Source organism: Bacillus sp. NTK074B (assembly GCF_017303375.1).
Taxonomy (GTDB): domain Bacteria; phylum Bacillota; class Bacilli; order Bacillales; family Bacillaceae_B; genus Rossellomorea.
Window position 1 is genome coordinate 45569 of the sequence record NZ_JAFKOH010000005.1, and the last position, 17405, is coordinate 62973.

Consider the following 17405-nt stretch of genomic DNA (forward strand, 5'->3'; position numbering starts at 1 on the left):
GATTGACCCCTCGCTTTGCTTCAATCTTATTTGTCAATCAGTATAGGCTAATCCGTGTAAATTTATTCCTATTGAACAGGGCTTTTATAGATAGTCATTATTTTTTCTTCGGGGTATATAAATCGAGAGCGTAATGATGAGGATTCCTAATAGGAAAAAATAACATTCGATTCGGGTGGATACGAAAAATATATAGTCAATAAAAGTCATTCCCGTAGTGAGCAGATTCAAATACATAATCAGGCTAACCCCACCTGAAACGGCCAGTCCAAATCCAATAAAGAGCCCAAACAATTGTACCACCATACTTTCCGCCTCTATCCCTCGCCATTAGATCATGGAACTTGTCCATGCTTACTATAGTTTATGAAAGGGCAGATAAGATATGACGAAATGAAAGATCTGTTTTCTGATCAGTCCTTTAACTGCCGATGATCAGATCTTAAGGAATAAATGTGGAGGAGGGAACCCCCATAAGGGTGTTGGTAGAGGAAACCCGTTTCTTTCCATATTGATCAACCAATTTATAACCGGACGCATACCCGAGCATTTTAGGATAAGCTTTCTGTCCAAGAAGCAGCTGATCATGAAGTGGATTGCTCCGTTTTATATCCAGATTTGGCTGAATCCATTTTTCATAGTACTTGGAGAGTTCTTTTTGTTCATATACTTTTGTCCATGGTGCTACATACTTTTCTCCACAGTATTCTTTAACTGCATTTTCAGCCAGCCCTTCAAAGATTATGGAGTCAAGGAGTGTGTACTCTTCATCTTTTTTATTTAATCGCTTCATCCTTACACAATGATGGTACTCATGTACAAATAGGGCTTCGTATTCTTTCGGATCCTCTTGGTCTGTGACAAAAAAGAATATTTCATCCTTAAAACACACACCTGATTTTTTCATTGATGATTGGAACATCCCTCTCTTTTCCTGTACGGGGAATAGATAGATAGGCACGCTCGGACCATTCCATTTCCGCTTATATTTTTTTTCAAAGAGAGCAAAACGTTCCCATAGCTTCTTTTCTTTCATCTTTTCATAAGTATCTGATGCGAGACGAGGAGAGCGATACATCCCGTGCTTCATAAGGTACTGATAGAACGATTGTTGATCTTCCCTGCCATTTTTTGTTTTCTTTAGAAGATCCAAAGGGTTATCGATCCATTCAGCCAGCCAATCATCTGTAGGAACAACGGCCACTTTCATCCCTCTTTCTTTGCTTTTTAACATGTATATGTAAGAAAAGAAGGATTCACAACAAAAAGAGCCTGTTACACGTAGCAGGCTCTTCCTCTCTTTATTACCTTTGATATTTTTTGAATACGATGGTCGCATTGTGACCACCGAAGCCAAGTGAGTTACTCATGGCTACATTTACTTCTTGTTTTCTTGCTTCGTTGGCCACATAGTCAAGGTCACAATCAGGATCTGGTGTTTCAATGTTGATTGTAGGAGGCAATACACTGTCTTTCATGGCAAGGACTGTGAAGATCGCTTCCACCCCTCCCGCAGCGCCAAGAAGGTGACCAGTCATGGATTTCGTCGAGCTCATGGCGAGTTTATACGCATGCTCACCGAATACTTCCTTCACAGCCATCGTTTCGTATTTGTCATTATAAGGAGTACTTGTTCCGTGAGCATTGATGTAATCCATTTGTTCAGGAAGGATTCCACCATCTTCAAGTGCCATTTTCATTGCTCTGGCTCCGCCTTCTCCAGCAGGTGCCGGGGCAGTGATATGATAGGCATCTCCGGTACATCCGTACCCGACGATTTCAGCATAGATCGGCGCACCGCGTTTTATGGCATGCTCGAGCTCTTCCAGGACGACGATGCCCGCTCCTTCCCCCATTACGAACCCATCACGGTTTGCATCGAATGGTCTTGAAGCTTTTTCAGGATCTTCGTTTGTAGAAAGAGCTGTGTTTGCACAGAATCCAGCAACCGACATTTTCGTGATTGGTGCCTCGGCTCCACCTGAAACCATTACGTCGGCGTCACCGCGCTGAATGACTTTAAATGCATCTCCAATGGAATTTGTACCTGTTGCACATGCTGTTACGGTACAAGAGTTGAACCCTTTCGCTCCCAGCATAATGGACACTTGTCCTGCAGCCATATCAGGAATGATCATCGGTACGAAGAATGGGCTTACCCTGCGGTATCCACGTTTTTGGAATGTTTCGTATTGTTGTTCGAATGTTTCCATGCCGCCGATTCCTGAACCGATCCATACTCCCACCCGGTGAGCATTTTCATCTGTGATGGAAAGTTTCGAGTCTTTAACGGCCATTTGCGAAGCGGCAATGGCATAGTGAGTAAAGCGGTCCATCTTTCTTGCTTCTTTTCTTTCCACCCCGAAATCTTCTATGTTGAAGTCCTTTAATTCCGCTGCCACTTTCGCAGGATACTCATCTGCATTTAAGCGGGTTAAAGGCCCGACACCCGTTTTTCCGGCTAAAATATTTGACCACGTTGATTCAACATCATTACCTAATGGCGTGACGCTTCCCAAGCCCGTCACGACTACACGTTTCTTATTCATTGAAAGAACATCTCCTTTATCTGCAAGTTGTAGCTAGCATTATTTCCTATTATTTACCCCAGCGCATGATAATTGCGCCCCATGTTAAACCGCCACCGAAACCTACCATGACGACGACATCGTTATCCTTCACTCTTCCCGCTTCCAGATCTTCAATTAATGAAACTGGTATGGAAGCGGCTGATGTATTTCCGTATTTGTTTACGGTTTTGGACATCTTTTCTACCGGTAATTCCAGTCGCTGTCTTGCTGCTTCCATGATCCGGATATTCGCCTGGTGAGGAATAAGGAAATCAACGTCTTCTTTTTTCAACCCGGCTTTTTCAATGACATTGATGCTTGATTCACCCATTTGACGTACAGCGAACTTAAATACTTCCCGGCCATTCATGATTAACTTATCTTCTTGATACAAATGTTTCGCGCCTGATCCATCAGACCCCAATTCAAAGGCAAGGATTCCTTTACCGTCCGGAACCCGTCCAAGTACCGCGGCACCTGCAGCGTCACCGAATAAAACGGCCGTATTGCGGTCTTCCCAGTCTGTGATCTTGGATAATTTCTCTACGCCAACGACAAGTACATGCTTGTAAGCACCATTATCAATAAACTGCTTTGCCGTAATCATACCATACATAAATCCCGCACACGCAGCACTGATATCCATGGCCGCAGCCTTCTTTGCACCAAGGCGCTCTTGAAGGAGGCAGGCAACTGAAGGGAACGGATAATCAGGTGTTACCGTGGCCACCATGATTAAATCGATATCTTCAGGAGTGATTCCGGCATCATTAATGGCTTTTTTTGCGGCTTCATATGCCATATCGGAGGTATTTGTCTCATCATTTGCTATTCTTCTTTCTTCTATGCCTGTTCTTGTCCGGATCCATTCATCAGAGGTATCCACCATTTTCTCAAGGTCGGCGTTTGTCAAAATCTTTTCAGGAAGATAACGTCCAATTCCAATAATACCTGTATTCATACTGGTATTCCCTACTTTCGTTTAGTATTTTTTCCTATACAATAAGTTTATTATCAATTATTATGACTTGGTACTAATTTTATCGAAGATTTCTACATTCTGCAATTATTTTTTACTTCTTCTTCTTTTCTACACGTTTGACCATACTCATACAACCTTCCCTAACATAGGATGTTCCATAGGCCGAGGGGGGGTGAGAATGTGTCTGAAGAAAGAAAGCAACACCCGTTTGATCGGATGATGTATGGAAGAGGGGGGAAAAAGATAGAAGATTCTCCTTCTCGGGAAGAACAAAATTCGACGGGTGAAGGTGAATCATTACTTGACGGGGTTCATTCCATTATGAATTCCCTTGATGAATTAAGGCCGCTTTACAAGAAAATCATCCCCTTTCTAAATCAATGGAATAGTAAATAAACCTAGCTGTTTGCAGCTTTAGAAGAGCAGTATAAAAAGGACGGGTCACCCGAATATTCGGGTGACCCGTCCTTGTAAATCTATTCCTTATGTAAGGCGTCCTGTTTCCCTAATTCATAAGCCTCACTCATAACCTGAGTGAATAACGTCATGAATGGCTGTAACATCTCAGGTGAGAACTCAACCCCCGCTTGATCCAGCTGTTCTTTGGCTTGTGGGAAGTATTTCATGGCAATCTGCATAAATTCCATTGTCTTGTCTTGGTTCATTGCTTCGATTCCTTTCCATTTGGCAATTTGCCAGTTTCGATATAGTTCTTTATGTGCTGCTTCATTTCAGCTTGAAAATCTTTAGGGATGACGGGACTGAATTTACCCATGGAGATGACACCGTCTTCGAAATCAAATTCCAGGTTACCTGATTCAAGCTTGTCCCCTGCATACCTTTCTGCAACGATTTCATACAACTTATCAGCATGCTGAACAGTGCTTGTCAGTACCGTGGATTCCCCGAGATCCGATTGATCGGATACATATCCGATGGCATAAAGCCCCTTTTCCTTCAGCTTTTCGATTACAGCTACATTATATCCGTCACCGGCAGGATACACAACATCGACATCCTCTTTTATTAAACGGTCCAACTCCTCGAGAGCTGCAGCTTGATCATCCCAGTGATTGATATACTTTACATGTAGTTCTGTATCTCTATTTTGGTATTTCGCTCCATCTATAAAGCCCTGAACCTCCGGCTGCCAATCAAAGGCGGCAATCACACCGATCTTATTCGTCTGTGAGTGAAAGGCTGCTGTCATACCTCCAAAGAACCCCATTGCGTATCCCTTGAATTGGAGACTTGTCGTATTTCTTTCAGTGGCATTGCCGTTAAAGCTGACAAAATGAATGTCGGGATGATCCCCGGACAAGTTGTTAAAAACTTCAGCATACTCACTTCCGTGACCAAACACTAAAGTAACCCCTTTTTCGTCATACTCCCCTACTGCTTGCTGGATTGATGTATCATTCTTCATACCCTCTTTATAGAAGACATCTGCATTATAATCGGATTGTATTTTTAGTAGACCTTTGTATCCTTTTGTTCCCCATACACCATCGTTCACTGCCTCTGGAACCAGTAGACCAACTTTTTCTATTTCTACGTTGTTTCCTCGTGAACAACCACTAAGTCCAATCAGAACAATCAAGAAAAACGCGAAAAATTTCTTCCTCATATGCAGCAACTCCTTTAAAGCCCGTGCAGCATCTATAAAAAGCACAATAGAAAATTATTACATCATCTTTATTTTACCCTCACTCTCATCCACATGAAAAGAAAAATTTTTTCTCATTCCCGGATTTCATTCATTTTCAATTCCTTCCGCTGCTGCTCAATGATGCTTTTATGGGACTTAGACGGTCTGACAATAATCTCTTTGCCCCTTGATCCCGCACGCGGGGATGCGGGTGAAAAGGTCTTCTCGGTTACATATGAAAGAGCTTCAGACCAACTTTGATCTGATAATGATTTTAATGTGAATCGTTCTTTCTTGGTTGATAGTTTGACGATCGTTTTGGCTGCATCTTTCACAAATATTGCACCTGAAGGATCATCCACATAGTCCGAGATCTCTTTTCTCCCTGTTAAAAGCTGTGCAAATAGAAAATGCTCGGGTTGGTGGATTCCATATAATGTAGGAAGGTGAAAGGTGGCTCCATCTGACCCAACGTCCCTTACCTCAAACTCATTCGAATAAATCCGGACCATATGGGGGGGGTGGTCCATTTTTATCAGTAGTCCATCCACTTCTGTCAGGAACTCTAGTTTCCTCCCTCTAACTCCATCGTAATAAGGAAGGAAAACATAGCACCCGGATTGGACGTTCTTATCCCAATCACTATAGGGTACGTACTCAAGGTTTGCATTCCTTCCAATCTCCATCCATTTATCCATTAACACTGTCTTCTCATCGACAGCGGTAACAGTATATCCTTTTTCCAGCAGAGCATGACAGAGCTCAAAGGCCAGAAATTGTTGAGCAGCAAAGACGAATGCATGATCCAAGTCAATCACTCCAATATTTTAGTTATAGCTCACCCTCATGTAAGGAGAAGTAAGTGGCGAATTTCCTTCCAAGTGTTTCCCGCTTTTCAGGAAGTACAATGAACAGGTCTGTAGGGGTTCGTGTTTGTAACCGCTCCGTATATATATCTTTTATGAGAGAGAATTGATTTTTATAACGGTTAAGAGTCATTGACTGAACGATATAAAGTGGGATGGACATTGCCTTGAATAATTCGTAGTCCCGGGATTGTTGTAGGATGAAGGCTTCACACTCCTCCTCCCTTACCTTCAATACCTGGGATAGCTCATTTATCACTTTTTTATAAAAGAATTTCTGTTCTTTTTCTTGTTCCAGATGATCGAATAATGATACACAGGGTGAGAGCATGATAGCACTTCTAATGTCGTTTTCCAATTTCGAATACAATCTCTTTAAAACTAATGCTCCCATCCCTTCAGCCAGAATGTGAATTTTTCCGTTGATGATTTCATTTCGCTTCACATGTTGATAAAGACGCCTGGCCAGTTGGACGGCTTGATCGCTACCCCAGTTCGCTCCATAAAGATTACTATAATACACAATATACCCTTTGGAAGTCAGTTCTTGAATCCACTTATACCGTGCCTCATGCTGAACCCAAAAGCTACTTTTCCCATCTACGTAGTGATGAGAATCCCCTATGATCATTACAGCGAATCCGTTCGGGCGTTCAGGATAATGAATCATGCACCACTCTTGCTCTAATTGAAACAATCGCTGATACAACATTCAAATTTCTCCTTTTACATAGTAAGTCTTTATAGTTTATGTAAGCAACGCGTAAAGGTAAGGGAGATAGCCCATTGATAACCTATTATTTATAAATCCGTTCTGATGACAGGGGTTACATTTCACAGATTCGCCATTTATTAATTGATTCAGCTATGGTAAGATATAAAAGATTGAAATGGGTTACAACATACAAAGACTTTAGTTGATTACATAGGAATGAGGTGACTTGACGTGAGATTTTTCTGGATGTTCTTCTGGGCTTTTGCATTGTCTGAAATGTTGACTTACGTTGTGAGCTCTATGAATGGAATTGAATTCCATTTTCAAACAGGATTGATTCTTACCGTTTGTTTCTCGGTGTTGGTATTCCTGATCACGCTTGTTATACCAAACGAGCCTGTTGAAAACCATTAAGAAAAGCAGCCATATTCGGCTGCTTTTTTTAAATGGTTTCATAATAGGTCGGTTAAAGTAGCAAATGCTGGTTGATTTTATAGAATGAAGATGAATACGATCATTTGTGGGAAAAGTCTTAATGAATCAATAATCCGTCTTTCCCTGCATCAATCTTGATGCTCTCTCCTGATCGTATGTTTCCGGCAATCAGTTCCCGTGCGAGTTTCGTCTCGATTTCCCTTTGCAGGTATCGTTTTAAAGGACGTGCCCCATAAACAGGGTCATAGGCCGATTGGGCGATAAATTCTTTTGCCTTTTCTGTCAGGGAAATGGTGATATTCTGATCCTCTACCCGATGTTGAAGATTTTCTATCAGCTTATCGATGATCCCTTTAATATTTTCAATACTCAACGGCTTGAACAGGATGATGTCATCCACCCGGTTGAGGAATTCAGGCCGGAATGAAGTTCGGAGCTGCCCCATCACCAGGTCCTTCGTTTCAGAATTAATCTCTTCTTCCCCCATGTTACGCTCCAAGAGATGATTAGAGCCTATATTGGATGTCATGATGATCACGGTATTTTTGCAGTCAATCGTTCTGCCTTGTGAATCAGTGATACGACCGTCATCGAGCATCTGCAGAAGAATATTGAATACTTCCGGATGTGCTTTTTCGATTTCATCCAGCAAAATGACAGAATAAGGCTTACGCCTGATTGCTTCTGTCAGCTGACCTCCTTCTTCATAGCCTACATAACCCGGAGGTGCACCGATCAACCGGGAAACCGCATGTTTCTCCATGTATTCAGACATATCAATACGGATCATCTGCTCCTCACTATCAAACAACGTTTGAGCAAGGGTCTTAGCAAGCTCCGTCTTCCCTACCCCTGTTGGACCTAAGAAAATAAATGAACCAATCGGTCTGTTCGGATCCTTGATCCCTGCCCTTGCCCGGATGACCGCGTCGCTGACCAGTTGGACTGCCTCATCCTGTCCGATCACCCGCTCATGAAGGATGCTATCTAGCTTCAACAACTTCTCCCTTTCCCCTTCTACAAGCTTCGTCACAGGGATACCGGTCCATCTGGCCACAATGTTGGCCACTTCCTCTTCTGTCACCTCTTCCCGCAAGAGACGCCCTTCCTGTTCTTTCATCGTTTCCTGTTCTACTCTTTGGAGTTCTTTTTCCATTGCCGGAATCCGCCCGTGCCTGAGCTCGGCGGCTTTATTCAAATCATAATCACTTTCGGCTTCTTCTAACAGGCGACGAAGTTTTTCAAGTTCTTCCCGCTTCTCCTGAACGACTGCGATACTTTCTTTTTCCTGTTGCCATTTTAATGTCATGCTATTCGCTTTTTCCTTTAAATTGCTTAGGTCTTCCCGGATGCGGTCAAGACGTTCAAGACTTGCAGCATCCTTCTCTTTATTCAATGCTGCTTCCTCAATTTCGAGCTGCATCACTCTACGAGTCACCTCATCCAGCTCTGAAGGCATCGAGTCTATTTCGGTCCGGATCATCGCACATGCCTCATCGATCAAGTCGATCGCTTTGTCCGGTAGGAAACGGTCAGATATATAGCGGTCGGAGAGTCTGGACGCAGCCACGATGGCACGGTCATGAATATTGACCCCATGATGGATTTCAAACCTCTCCTTTAAGCCCCTCAAGATAGAAATCGTATCTTCTACATCCGGCTCCTGAACAAGGACTTGTTGAAAGCGCCTTTCCAAGGCGGGATCCTTTTCGATATATTTCCTGTATTCATTGAGGGTGGTTGCCCCTATACAATGGAGTTCTCCCCTTGCAAGCATCGGTTTCAGGATGTTCCCTGCATCCATGGCTCCTTCCGTTTTTCCTGCTCCGACAATGGTATGAAGCTCATCAATGAAAAGAAGGATGCGTCCTTCACTCTTTTTGACCTCTTGCAGTACTGCCTTCAAACGCTCCTCAAATTCACCCCTGAACTTGGCTCCCGCCACTAATGAGCTCATATCCAATTCGAAAATGGTCTTATCTTTCAACCCTTCCGGAACGTCCTTTCTGACAATTCTTTGTGCAAGACCTTCTACGATGGCCGTCTTTCCAACACCAGGCTCACCGATGAGGACAGGATTATTCTTGGTTTTCCGCGAAAGGATACGTATGACATGACGAATTTCACTATCCCTTCCGATCACCGGATCGATCCTTCCTGAACGGACCTCTGCCACAAGATCTCTTCCGTATTTCTTTAAAGCTTCGTACTTCACTTCGGGATTTTGTGTCGTCACCCTGCTCCCCCCTCTAATTTCTTCAATGATTTCGATTAATTCTTTTTCAAGTATTTCATGTTTTATCAAGTACGTTGTAATGGGATGATTCTTCTGTTTCCATAAGGACAGGACAAGATGTTCGATAGAGATATAGTCATCTCCCCACTTTTTCTTCAGATGCTCACTGTCCTGCAACAGTTGATGAATATCCCTGGAGAAAAACTGACCATACTGTATACCCTCACCTTCTACAGAAGGAATATCGCTCAATTTCTCATCGATCCACTCCACCATGCCCCGAACGCTTAGCCCAGCCCGGTCATATATATTACCGAGTAAGCTGTCTTCCGACATTAACATGGACTTCCACAAATGAAGGATGCCGACATCAGTATGTAGTTTTTCTTTGGCCGATTGCCCCGCCGAAACCAACCCTTCTTGAATACTGTGAGTCATATTATCAAAGTTCATCGTTCTCCACCTCTTTTGACCTTTATTGACCTTAAAGACATTATATCGGTTCCTGCGGAAAAAAGGAAAGAAAAAGGAACAAGGAAGCCTCACTGATTAAGGAGCATCCTTGTTCCTGACTGTTATGGTTTTCTCATATACGACCAAAGACGATTATGATTGGAGTTCTCAGGAAACCTGTCCCCTGCTTTCAAACGCAGTTTTTGCGGATTTTTTACCATGCTTCCGGTTTCACCGATTTCTATATACTCACCATTATTCGGTGCTTTTTCCCCGGCCCTGAATTGTCGTGACTGTCCCATTATTACCCCTCCTTTTTCGAAGCGATGCTTCTATCCTATTTTTCTACAAGCCGGTTCTTTCATGCATGCCAGATGAAGGATAAATATGATAAACACGTTACGGTTCGGTTAACATTGGGAAAAAGGGCTTTACAGTCTTTCACTTTATGGTGTTAAATTAAAAAATGTGGAGAATAAAAGCTTGGAGGATATACAATGGATTTTTATCTGATCATGAAATACTTATTTTTAGGGATTTTTCAAGGTTTTACTGAACCTATTCCGATTTCATCGAGTGGACATCTGCTGCTCGCTCAACATTTTCTTGACATCAAAGATGCTACCCTGACGTTCGAAATGCTTGTCAATACTGCTTCATTGCTTGCTGTACTCATTATTTACCGTGAAGATATCATGCGTTTGATCGTAAATGGATTGGGCTATTTCAAACATAAAACACCTGAAACGAAGCGTGATTTTCATTTCATTGTCTACTTACTGATCGGGACAATCCCTGCAGGGGTAATTGGTGTATTATTCGGTGATGTTATCGAGAAGCATTTAACAGGTATTTATACTGTAGGAATTACTCTGATCATAACAGGGATCGCCCTTTGGTTAATCCGTAACCTTAGAGGGAGAAAGAATGATGGGGACTTAAATGTAAAAGATGCCATTGTCATCGGTCTTGCACAGGCGGTAGCCCTCATCCCAGGAATCAGTCGTTCAGGCGCAACCATCGTTGCTGCCATGGCTAGTGGAATGAAAGCAGAAACAGCTTTACGTTTCTCATTCCTTCTTTACATTCCTGTAAGTGTAGGGGTCATGGTATTCGGAATCAGTGATCTGATGAATGATCCGAATTTAGCAACCATGGCGGTTCCCTACATTGTCGCATTCATAGCATCATTGATTGCTTCCTACTTCTCCCTTAAGTGGTTCATGAATATCATGGCTAAAGGGAACTTGAAATACTTTGCCATTTATTGTGCTGTTGTCGGAGCAGCCGTCCTTCTTTTTGCTTAAGCCTCTTCTATCCATCCGGTGCCTTTGATAAAATATGTTATAAGACATTACGATGGAAATGATGTGATTTCATGAATGAAAATCTTGAAATTCCTAGTGGGATAAAGCAATTATTTATTGAGAAAAACAACGTGAGAATCGTGAAAAAAGGACGTTTCCTGTTTCAGGAAGGAAAATCGGCTCACGAGCTATATTTAATCAAACGAGGCCGCGTTCAAATCAGTAAAGTCATTCCTGATGGACGCGAGTTATCCCTCCGCATCTGTACAAATGATGATGTCATCGGGGAGTTAACGTTATTTTGCAAGGAAGCCACCTACATGCTCAGTGCGAAGGTGCTTGAGAATTCGGAGATTTTTGTATTAGGGAAGGAAATCTTCGAAGAGAAGCTTTCAGGGAACGGTGATCTGACGATTACATGGTTGAAATGGATTCAACACCAAAACCGACAGAATCAGACCAAATTCCGCGACCTGATTCTACATGGCAAAAAAGGTGCCCTATACTCTACCCTGATCCGTTTGACCAACAGTTATGGTAAATCCTTGGAAAATGGTGTCCTGATTGATTTACCATTGACGAATCAGGAATTGGCCAACTTTTGTGGTTCATCCAGGGAAGTCGTGAACAGACTGCTTAGTGACTTGAAGAAAGAAGGCGTGCTTGTTGTGGATAAGGGATATATCATTGTGTTGGATCTGAATCATCTGAAAGATGAAATCGACTGTGAAAATTGTCCCGTTTCCATCTGCCGTATCAATTAGAAGAGCTAAGTAAAATCCCCATGGAGCAATAATTGAATTGCCCCATGGGGATTTTATAAATATTTGCAATTAACGAATGCCTAATGCAATCTTCGCATATCTTGACATATTGTCTTTGCTCCATGGTGGATTCCAAACGATGTCTACTTCAGTTTCTTTGACTTCGGGAATATCCCTAAGTGCCGTTTTCACTTGATCGACGATGGTTCCTGCAAGCGGGCACCCCATTGACGTCAATGTCATGGTGACCGTTGCCTTCCCTTCTTCATCCAGATCAACATCATATACTAAACCTAAATTAACAATGTCTATTCCTAATTCAGGGTCGACAACCTGTTCCAATGCACCCATCATATTATCTTTAAGGTCCTGATCCATGCTAATCACTCCTTTATGCTTGTCTTTTATCCATTTTCACTACTCATCTTAACAAATAAACAGGTATAAAACAAAAGGTTAAGCTGATAGATGCTTACTAAACCACTCGACGAGTCGTAACACTCCGTCCCGCGACACCTTATGATCAGCTCTCTCATCTTCTATAAAGAGCAAATGGTCTTCATTCTTTTCATAATAAGGTAAAATCCTTTCATAGAATTCCCGGGTCAGATGGAACGGTACAACTTTGTCCCGTTTCCCATGCCAGAACATGAGTGGTCTGCCGGCAAGCTTTTCAGGTTGAAGGCTTAAATCGTAGCGTGCAAGTTCTTTCATCATCTGATCAATTTCCTCTTCGCTGAAAGGTATTTCATATCCTGAAGATTCTACTTGAGACAGCTGTGCCTGTGCAAACTTTACATATGTAGGATTACCCATCAATGAAACGGCAGTGGATATCCAATGATATTGTGTCATGGCACCTAATGTCACGATCCCTCCCATGGATGTACCGGCGACTCCGATTCCATTCGGAAGGATGAGGGCTTTTTCTTCAAAGTATCCTTTTAAGATCGATAATTCATGAATCGTATTTAAGACAATCTTCCAAAAGTCTTCTCCTAATTGATATTCGGATTTCCCAGTTGACCGTTCTCCATGCTCTAAGCAATCGGGAAGGATCACCCTGAATCCTCTCTCCGCAAGAAGATAGGCGTAGTGAAGATTATGCTCTTTCGCACTCGTGAAGCCATGAATGAAGAAGCATGTGGGTAGCGGTTTATCTATATTCTCTTCCTTTACAAGATGAAGAAATGGGATGTTCTGAAAATTTGAACTATCGACTAGAATCATGTTTGTCCTCCCCCTCCTGACTGCATTTCACTTTACTATGATATCCTAGATTTGGTAGTATGTATAATATTTAAATCGTAAGCGTTTGTAAACATTCGTTAAAGCCAATAAGCAGGATATAGACAACGTTCAAGCTGTCACGATACACTAGAGTAGCCTTAAACCAATAAGATTGGGGATTTGAATTGATGAACTCACAAGAAAAACATCTGATTGTTCTGGATCTCGACGGAACATTATTAACCGATGAGAAGATAATCTCATCCAAAACCCACGATATACTGAAAAAAGCACGCCTTAAAGGACACGAAGTGATGATTGCAACGGGAAGGCCTTTTCGCGCGAGTGAATTGTACTATCAACAATTGCAGCTTGAAACCCCCATCGTTAACTTCAACGGTGCTTTTGTGCATCACCCATCCGATCCATCGTGGGGACTATACCATGAACCGATGGATTTAAAAGTGGCGAAACAGATTATCGATGCCTGTGAAGAGTTTAAGTTTCGCAACATTGTTGCAGAAGTGATGGATGATGTTTATCTCCACTATCATGATGAAAAGATCATTGATGTCTTTATGATGGGGAATCCATCCATTTCTACAGGCGATATTCGCAATGTACTGTCAGATCACCCCACCTCCATGCTCATCCATGCTGAGGAAGAAGACGTTGCAGAGATTCGTGCACATTTAGATGATGTCCATGCTGAATTAATCGACCATCGCCGCTGGGCTGCGCCATGGCATATCATAGAAATCGTTAAAACAGGTTTGAATAAAGCGGTGGGCATTGACCGTGTAGCTTCCTCTTTAAACATCCCAAAAGAAAGAATCATCGCATTCGGGGATGAAGACAATGATCTTGAAATGCTTGAATACGCCGGGACTGGCGTTGCCATGGGGAATGCCATTGATCCCCTGAAAGATATCGCAAATGAAGTGACTCTTTCAAATGAAGACGATGGCATCGGACGCTATTTACAAAAACGCTTCGACCTCTAAACAATTGGAAGCGGTGGGTATATCTTCTTACTGTATGATTCCTTCTCAAAAGCCATACTAGTAAAGAACGCAACGCTGCGTTCCAACTTGCAAAAGGGGTGGTAGTAATGGGTAGAAATAAATCAAAACGATTTGTACAACAAGGTAAAATTGCTGTATCAAAACATGATGAGCGAATCCCGTATCATCTCACATATGCTGAAGCCGAGGCGAAGAAGCTTGCTTCCAACGAATCAGGAGGGCTTGAATAATGAGCAATCCATTATTTCAACAAGCTCGTACGGCTGTCTCTTCTGCTAAGAAGGCTTGCAGTTCAGGAGAAGATGCTCACATGTCCATTGATAAAGCAAAGAATGCTTTGTCTTCTGCTTACGCAAACTCGAATGTTGAAGAACAACACCAACTTCATGCTCTTCAAGATGAGTTAAACCGCCTATCATAATGAAGGTCAAGACAGGGTTGCCCTCTTTGGACAACCCTGTTTTTATGGAATGGCAATCACAAAGGGATGAACAATCTTCCCATCTCCCGCATCCCGCTCATACAAGCTCACGATCAGATTATCGTTTTTCCCTTTCACCTGGTTAAGAATAATGGTAAAGTCTGACCAATTAGGTGCTTCTTTATTCACCTTTTGAAACGTTTCTGGTATTAGTACTCTATGTCCATCTTCAACGGAATAATAGAAACTTCCATTTGATACACGGGCTTGTCCGCTCACGGTATAGACCCCTTTAATCTCTCGAATCTTCACATTTCTGAAAGAGGGATTTTCTTCAGGTATTTGAAAAGAAGCCGTAGCACGTAAGGGATGATTGAAACCATTCATATCTTCTCCCATTAGCACCGCTTCAATTGTATAGTCACCCGCAGGCGCGCGGTTCCCTCCATGAACATAATCCCAACTTTCTTTCAAAATCTTAGTGCCTCTCCGTTTCAACTCGGTGGTCTGTAAAGCCTGTAAAAATGATTTCCCTTCACTGTATCGGTAAACCACTTTTCCCTTCTCATTTTTAATTGTAAATTCAAACATTTGACTCGTGGGGAATGTGATGTTCATGTCTCGTTCGCTATTGTTGTAAAGAAGCAGTTGTATCTCGACTCCTTCTTCTCCAGGAAGTGCATCTACTGAAAAAATCAAAGGTACTCTCCCGGCACCGACGGTCAGGGAGGAAGACATAAACAGGATGGAGCAGATAAGTATATACAGTATGGCTTTCAAGGTGATGCCCCTTTCTATCTAGGATCACCTTTAGTATTTGTTAAACATGAGAATTTAATCTTTTCTAAAGAATCCAAATATCCCGGTGGTTTGGACAATATTCGTAAATGCATTGGGATCTACGTCCTTTATGGTATGTTCAAGCTCATATAATTCATACCTTGAAATGACGATGATTAACATTTCTTTATCCTCACCAGAAAATGCCCCTTTGGCAGGTAAAGTGGTGATTCCCCTCACCAGCTTGGAATGAATGGCTTCCCTCAATTCATTTGATTTCTTCGTGACGATCATGGCCGTTAGCTTCTCGTGGCGGGTATGGATGGCATCAATCACTCGTGTAGAGGCATATAAAGTGACTAACGTATACAATGCTTTTTCCCATCCGTAAAGGAAGCCTGCAGACGTGATGATAACGGTATTCATCAAGAAGAAATAGGACCCGACAGGCTTATCTTTCATTCTGGAGAGGATCATGGCGATAATGTCCATTCCCCCGGTGGATGCCCCCCATTTCAACGTGATCCCTACACCAATCGCCGCAATCACCCCACCAAATACCGCATTAAGGAGAATATCCGGTGATAATTTAATGACTGGTATCACTTCTAGGAAAAAGGAGGTCAAAAATACCGAAATAAAGCTATAAACAGTAAAGGAACGGCCCACCTTCAGCCATCCCAGAATGGTTACCGGAATATTAAGGATGAAAAGTAATATACCTGTTGAAATATTGAACGGTGCAAATTCCTTCAGTAGGCTTGACAGCAACTGGGCGAGTCCAGTAAAGCCGCTGGCATAAACGTTTGCTGGTATAAGAAAGAAATTCATGGCAATGGCCCCTAACAGGGATCCGACCAACACTACGACAAATTTCTTAGCTTCCAGCTGAACATGGTTTCTGGACATACACATACCTCCTAATATCTTGTTGTTAGTTTCTATGTTCCACATTATATCTTAACTAAACTCCCCCTGCTAATCATCTTTTTCTTTCAAATTCATGTTTAATCGATTGTTATTTTCATCAAAAGTAGCTAGACTGAAACTATAAGACCAGTCAAAGGATGATGAGGATGACAGTTAAATTATTTGCCGATAGTGCAAGCGATCTTCCAGCTGCCTATTTCAAGGAACACAACATAGAGCTTCTACCCCTTAAAGTACATATAGATGGTCAAGATTACGAGGACTTGATCACTATTGAACCCGAAACGGTGTTCAGCAAAATCAGGAAAGGATATATGCCTAAAACGTCTCAAGTATCACCCGACCTTTTCTTAAAAAAGTTCACTGAGCTTGCAGAATCAAATCAATCAGGCATATACGTAGCTTTCTCCTCCCAACTTTCAGGGACGTATCAAACCGCTGTAATGATCCGCGACCAGGTAAAAGAGGAGTACCCGGATATCGACTTGACAATCATTGACTCAAAATGCGCCTCACTTGGCTACGGTTTGGTTGTCATGAAAGCTGCTGAACTTCTCCAGAATGGTGGAACCAAGGAGGAAATCATACAAGCCTCAAGGTTCAACTCTGAACACATGGAACACCTGTTTACCGTAGAAGATTTAGAATATCTCGCAAAAGGAGGCCGCGTTTCAAAAGCTTCTGCCTTTCTCGGAGGGCTGTTGAACATCAAACCTCTTCTGCATGTGGAAGATGGAAAGCTCGTCCCGATTGAAAAAATGCGCGGAAAAAAGAAACTTCTTAAACGCATTCTTGAATTGATGGAAGAGCGCGGAGAAGACCTTTCCAATCAGGTCATCGCCATCAGTCACGGTGATGACAAAGAACTCGCTCTGGAAATGAAACAACTGATTCAGGAAAAATTCTCACCGAAAGATGTCTATATCAGTATTATCGGGTGTGCGATAGGATCTCATACAGGAACAGGAACCTTAGCCATATTTTTCCTGAACCGATGCTCATAAACTCCCCTCCTACTCCTCATACTAAAGAGGAGATCTAAT

Annotated in this window: 21 protein-coding genes; 8 read left to right on the forward strand and 13 right to left on the reverse strand. The window is 42.3% G+C overall.

Features of this window, described 5'->3' with window-relative positions; all coding sequences use genetic code 11:
• Positions 1 to 442 precede the first annotated feature (442 nt).
• From JI667_RS09860 to JI667_RS09870, 3 genes are all read right to left on the reverse strand, one after another.
• Positions 443 to 1204, reverse strand: a complete 762-nt coding sequence (locus JI667_RS09860; RefSeq protein ID WP_206852599.1) for a DUF2268 domain-containing protein — start codon at positions 1202 to 1204, stop codon at positions 443 to 445.
• A 100-nt stretch (positions 1205 to 1304) separates the two neighbouring features.
• Positions 1305 to 2549: a beta-ketoacyl-ACP synthase II gene (fabF, locus tag JI667_RS09865; RefSeq protein ID WP_206852601.1), complete on the reverse strand. Its 1245-nt coding sequence runs from the start codon at positions 2547 to 2549 to the stop codon at positions 1305 to 1307.
• Positions 2550 to 2598: 49 nt separating this feature from the next.
• Positions 2599 to 3531, reverse strand: a complete 933-nt coding sequence (locus JI667_RS09870) for a beta-ketoacyl-ACP synthase III (RefSeq protein ID WP_206852602.1) — start codon at positions 3529 to 3531, stop codon at positions 2599 to 2601.
• Positions 3532 to 3732: 201 nt separating this feature from the next.
• Between JI667_RS09870 and JI667_RS09875 the strand changes: the two genes are divergently transcribed.
• Positions 3733 to 3948 (forward strand): hypothetical protein, encoded by a 216-nt coding sequence (locus JI667_RS09875; protein WP_206852604.1) that lies wholly within the window; start codon positions 3733 to 3735, stop codon positions 3946 to 3948.
• Positions 3949 to 4028: 80 nt separating this feature from the next.
• Here JI667_RS09875 and JI667_RS09880 read toward each other — a convergent pair whose 3' ends face one another.
• The 4 genes from JI667_RS09880 to JI667_RS09895 all read right to left on the reverse strand — a co-directional run bounded on the left by JI667_RS09880 (position 4029) and on the right by JI667_RS09895 (position 6778).
• Positions 4029 to 4217 (reverse strand): ComZ family protein, encoded by a 189-nt coding sequence (locus JI667_RS09880; RefSeq protein ID WP_034763435.1) that lies wholly within the window; start codon positions 4215 to 4217, stop codon positions 4029 to 4031.
• The gene (locus JI667_RS09885) at positions 4214 to 5179 is read right to left on the reverse strand and encodes a BMP family ABC transporter substrate-binding protein (RefSeq protein WP_206852609.1); all 966 of its coding nucleotides are present in this window, start codon (positions 5177 to 5179) and stop codon (positions 4214 to 4216) included. Before JI667_RS09885 ends, JI667_RS09880 begins: the two co-directional genes overlap by 4 nt.
• A gap of 113 nt (positions 5180 to 5292) precedes the next feature.
• Entirely contained in the window at positions 5293 to 6009 is a 717-nt protein-coding gene (locus JI667_RS09890; protein WP_206852610.1) for a hypothetical protein, read from the reverse strand.
• 22 nt (positions 6010 to 6031) lie between these two features.
• On the reverse strand, positions 6032 to 6778 hold the full coding sequence (locus tag JI667_RS09895; protein WP_206852611.1) for a hydrolase: 747 nt from the start codon (positions 6776 to 6778) through the stop codon (positions 6032 to 6034).
• A 234-nt stretch (positions 6779 to 7012) separates the two neighbouring features.
• Between JI667_RS09895 and JI667_RS09900 the strand changes: the two genes are divergently transcribed.
• The gene (locus JI667_RS09900; protein ID WP_206852612.1) at positions 7013 to 7195 is read left to right on the forward strand and encodes a DUF2929 family protein; all 183 of its coding nucleotides are present in this window, start codon (positions 7013 to 7015) and stop codon (positions 7193 to 7195) included.
• Positions 7196 to 7313: 118 nt separating this feature from the next.
• On the opposite strand, the gene clpB is transcribed toward JI667_RS09900, so the two are convergent.
• Together clpB and JI667_RS09910 are read right to left on the reverse strand one after the other, a co-directional pair.
• On the reverse strand, positions 7314 to 9905 hold the full coding sequence (clpB, locus tag JI667_RS09905; RefSeq protein ID WP_206852618.1) for an ATP-dependent chaperone ClpB: 2592 nt from the start codon (positions 9903 to 9905) through the stop codon (positions 7314 to 7316).
• Between the two features lie 122 nt (positions 9906 to 10027).
• On the reverse strand, positions 10028 to 10207 hold the full coding sequence (locus tag JI667_RS09910; protein WP_034763424.1) for a YjzC family protein: 180 nt from the start codon (positions 10205 to 10207) through the stop codon (positions 10028 to 10030).
• 195 nt (positions 10208 to 10402) lie between these two features.
• On the opposite strand from JI667_RS09910, the gene JI667_RS09915 reads away from it, so the two are divergent.
• Entirely contained in the window at positions 10403 to 11212 is an 810-nt protein-coding gene (locus JI667_RS09915) for an undecaprenyl-diphosphate phosphatase (protein ID WP_206852619.1), read from the forward strand.
• Positions 11213 to 11283: 71 nt separating this feature from the next.
• Positions 11284 to 11976: a Crp/Fnr family transcriptional regulator gene (locus JI667_RS09920; RefSeq protein WP_206852620.1), complete on the forward strand. Its 693-nt coding sequence runs from the start codon at positions 11284 to 11286 to the stop codon at positions 11974 to 11976.
• 69 nt (positions 11977 to 12045) lie between these two features.
• Here the strand turns inward: JI667_RS09920 and JI667_RS09925 are convergent, their stop codons facing one another.
• Positions 12046 to 12354 (reverse strand): metal-sulfur cluster assembly factor, encoded by a 309-nt coding sequence (locus tag JI667_RS09925; protein ID WP_060670294.1) that lies wholly within the window; start codon positions 12352 to 12354, stop codon positions 12046 to 12048.
• Between the two features lie 78 nt (positions 12355 to 12432).
• Entirely contained in the window at positions 12433 to 13206 is a 774-nt protein-coding gene (locus JI667_RS09930) for a prolyl oligopeptidase family serine peptidase (RefSeq protein WP_206852621.1), read from the reverse strand.
• 188 nt (positions 13207 to 13394) lie between these two features.
• On the opposite strand from JI667_RS09930, the gene JI667_RS09935 reads away from it, so the two are divergent.
• From JI667_RS09935 to JI667_RS09945, 3 genes are all read left to right on the forward strand, one after another.
• The gene (locus JI667_RS09935) at positions 13395 to 14210 is read left to right on the forward strand and encodes a Cof-type HAD-IIB family hydrolase (protein WP_206852622.1); all 816 of its coding nucleotides are present in this window, start codon (positions 13395 to 13397) and stop codon (positions 14208 to 14210) included.
• 107 nt (positions 14211 to 14317) lie between these two features.
• Positions 14318 to 14461: a hypothetical protein gene (locus tag JI667_RS09940; RefSeq protein WP_206852623.1), complete on the forward strand. Its 144-nt coding sequence runs from the start codon at positions 14318 to 14320 to the stop codon at positions 14459 to 14461.
• Entirely contained in the window at positions 14461 to 14652 is a 192-nt protein-coding gene (locus JI667_RS09945) for a DUF3813 domain-containing protein (RefSeq protein WP_206852624.1), read from the forward strand. The genes JI667_RS09940 and JI667_RS09945 overlap by 1 nt, the downstream gene beginning before the upstream one ends.
• A gap of 42 nt (positions 14653 to 14694) precedes the next feature.
• Here the strand turns inward: JI667_RS09945 and JI667_RS09950 are convergent, their stop codons facing one another.
• Entirely contained in the window at positions 14695 to 15432 is a 738-nt protein-coding gene (locus JI667_RS09950; protein ID WP_206852625.1) for a BsuPI-related putative proteinase inhibitor, read from the reverse strand.
• A 54-nt stretch (positions 15433 to 15486) separates the two neighbouring features.
• Positions 15487 to 16341 (reverse strand): YitT family protein, encoded by an 855-nt coding sequence (locus tag JI667_RS09955; protein WP_206852626.1) that lies wholly within the window; start codon positions 16339 to 16341, stop codon positions 15487 to 15489.
• Positions 16342 to 16508: 167 nt separating this feature from the next.
• On the opposite strand from JI667_RS09955, the gene JI667_RS09960 reads away from it, so the two are divergent.
• A complete protein-coding gene (locus JI667_RS09960; RefSeq protein WP_206852628.1) occupies positions 16509 to 17366 on the forward strand; it encodes a DegV family protein in 858 nt (285 codons plus the stop codon).
• Positions 17367 to 17405: the final 39 nt, after the last annotated feature.

What these genes read in the sequence shown, in the direction of transcription:
- fabF (WP_206852601.1), bottom strand. Translation starts at nt 2,549, where the DNA reads ATGAATAAGAAACGTGTAGTCGTGACGGGCTTGGGAAGCGTCACGCCA.
- JI667_RS09870 (WP_206852602.1), bottom strand. Translation starts at nt 3,531, where the DNA reads ATGAATACAGGTATTATTGGAATTGGACGTTATCTTCCTGAAAAGATT.
- JI667_RS09880 (WP_034763435.1), bottom strand. Translation starts at nt 4,217, where the DNA reads ATGAACCAAGACAAGACAATGGAATTTATGCAGATTGCCATGAAATAC.
- JI667_RS09885 (WP_206852609.1), bottom strand. Translation starts at nt 5,179, where the DNA reads ATGAGGAAGAAATTTTTCGCGTTTTTCTTGATTGTTCTGATTGGACTT.
- JI667_RS09895 (WP_206852611.1), bottom strand. Translation starts at nt 6,778, where the DNA reads ATGTTGTATCAGCGATTGTTTCAATTAGAGCAAGAGTGGTGCATGATT.
- clpB (WP_206852618.1), bottom strand. Translation starts at nt 9,905, where the DNA reads ATGAACTTTGATAATATGACTCACAGTATTCAAGAAGGGTTGGTTTCG.
- JI667_RS09910 (WP_034763424.1), bottom strand. Translation starts at nt 10,207, where the DNA reads ATGGGACAGTCACGACAATTCAGGGCCGGGGAAAAAGCACCGAATAAT.
- JI667_RS09915 (WP_206852619.1), top strand. Translation starts at nt 10,403, where the DNA reads ATGGATTTTTATCTGATCATGAAATACTTATTTTTAGGGATTTTTCAA.
- JI667_RS09920 (WP_206852620.1), top strand. Translation starts at nt 11,284, where the DNA reads ATGAATGAAAATCTTGAAATTCCTAGTGGGATAAAGCAATTATTTATT.
- JI667_RS09925 (WP_060670294.1), bottom strand. Translation starts at nt 12,354, where the DNA reads ATGGATCAGGACCTTAAAGATAATATGATGGGTGCATTGGAACAGGTT.
- JI667_RS09930 (WP_206852621.1), bottom strand. Translation starts at nt 13,206, where the DNA reads ATGATTCTAGTCGATAGTTCAAATTTTCAGAACATCCCATTTCTTCAT.
- JI667_RS09935 (WP_206852622.1), top strand. Translation starts at nt 13,395, where the DNA reads ATGAACTCACAAGAAAAACATCTGATTGTTCTGGATCTCGACGGAACA.
- JI667_RS09940 (WP_206852623.1), top strand. Translation starts at nt 14,318, where the DNA reads ATGGGTAGAAATAAATCAAAACGATTTGTACAACAAGGTAAAATTGCT.
- JI667_RS09945 (WP_206852624.1), top strand. Translation starts at nt 14,461, where the DNA reads ATGAGCAATCCATTATTTCAACAAGCTCGTACGGCTGTCTCTTCTGCT.
- JI667_RS09955 (WP_206852626.1), bottom strand. Translation starts at nt 16,341, where the DNA reads ATGTCCAGAAACCATGTTCAGCTGGAAGCTAAGAAATTTGTCGTAGTG.
- JI667_RS09960 (WP_206852628.1), top strand. Translation starts at nt 16,509, where the DNA reads ATGACAGTTAAATTATTTGCCGATAGTGCAAGCGATCTTCCAGCTGCC.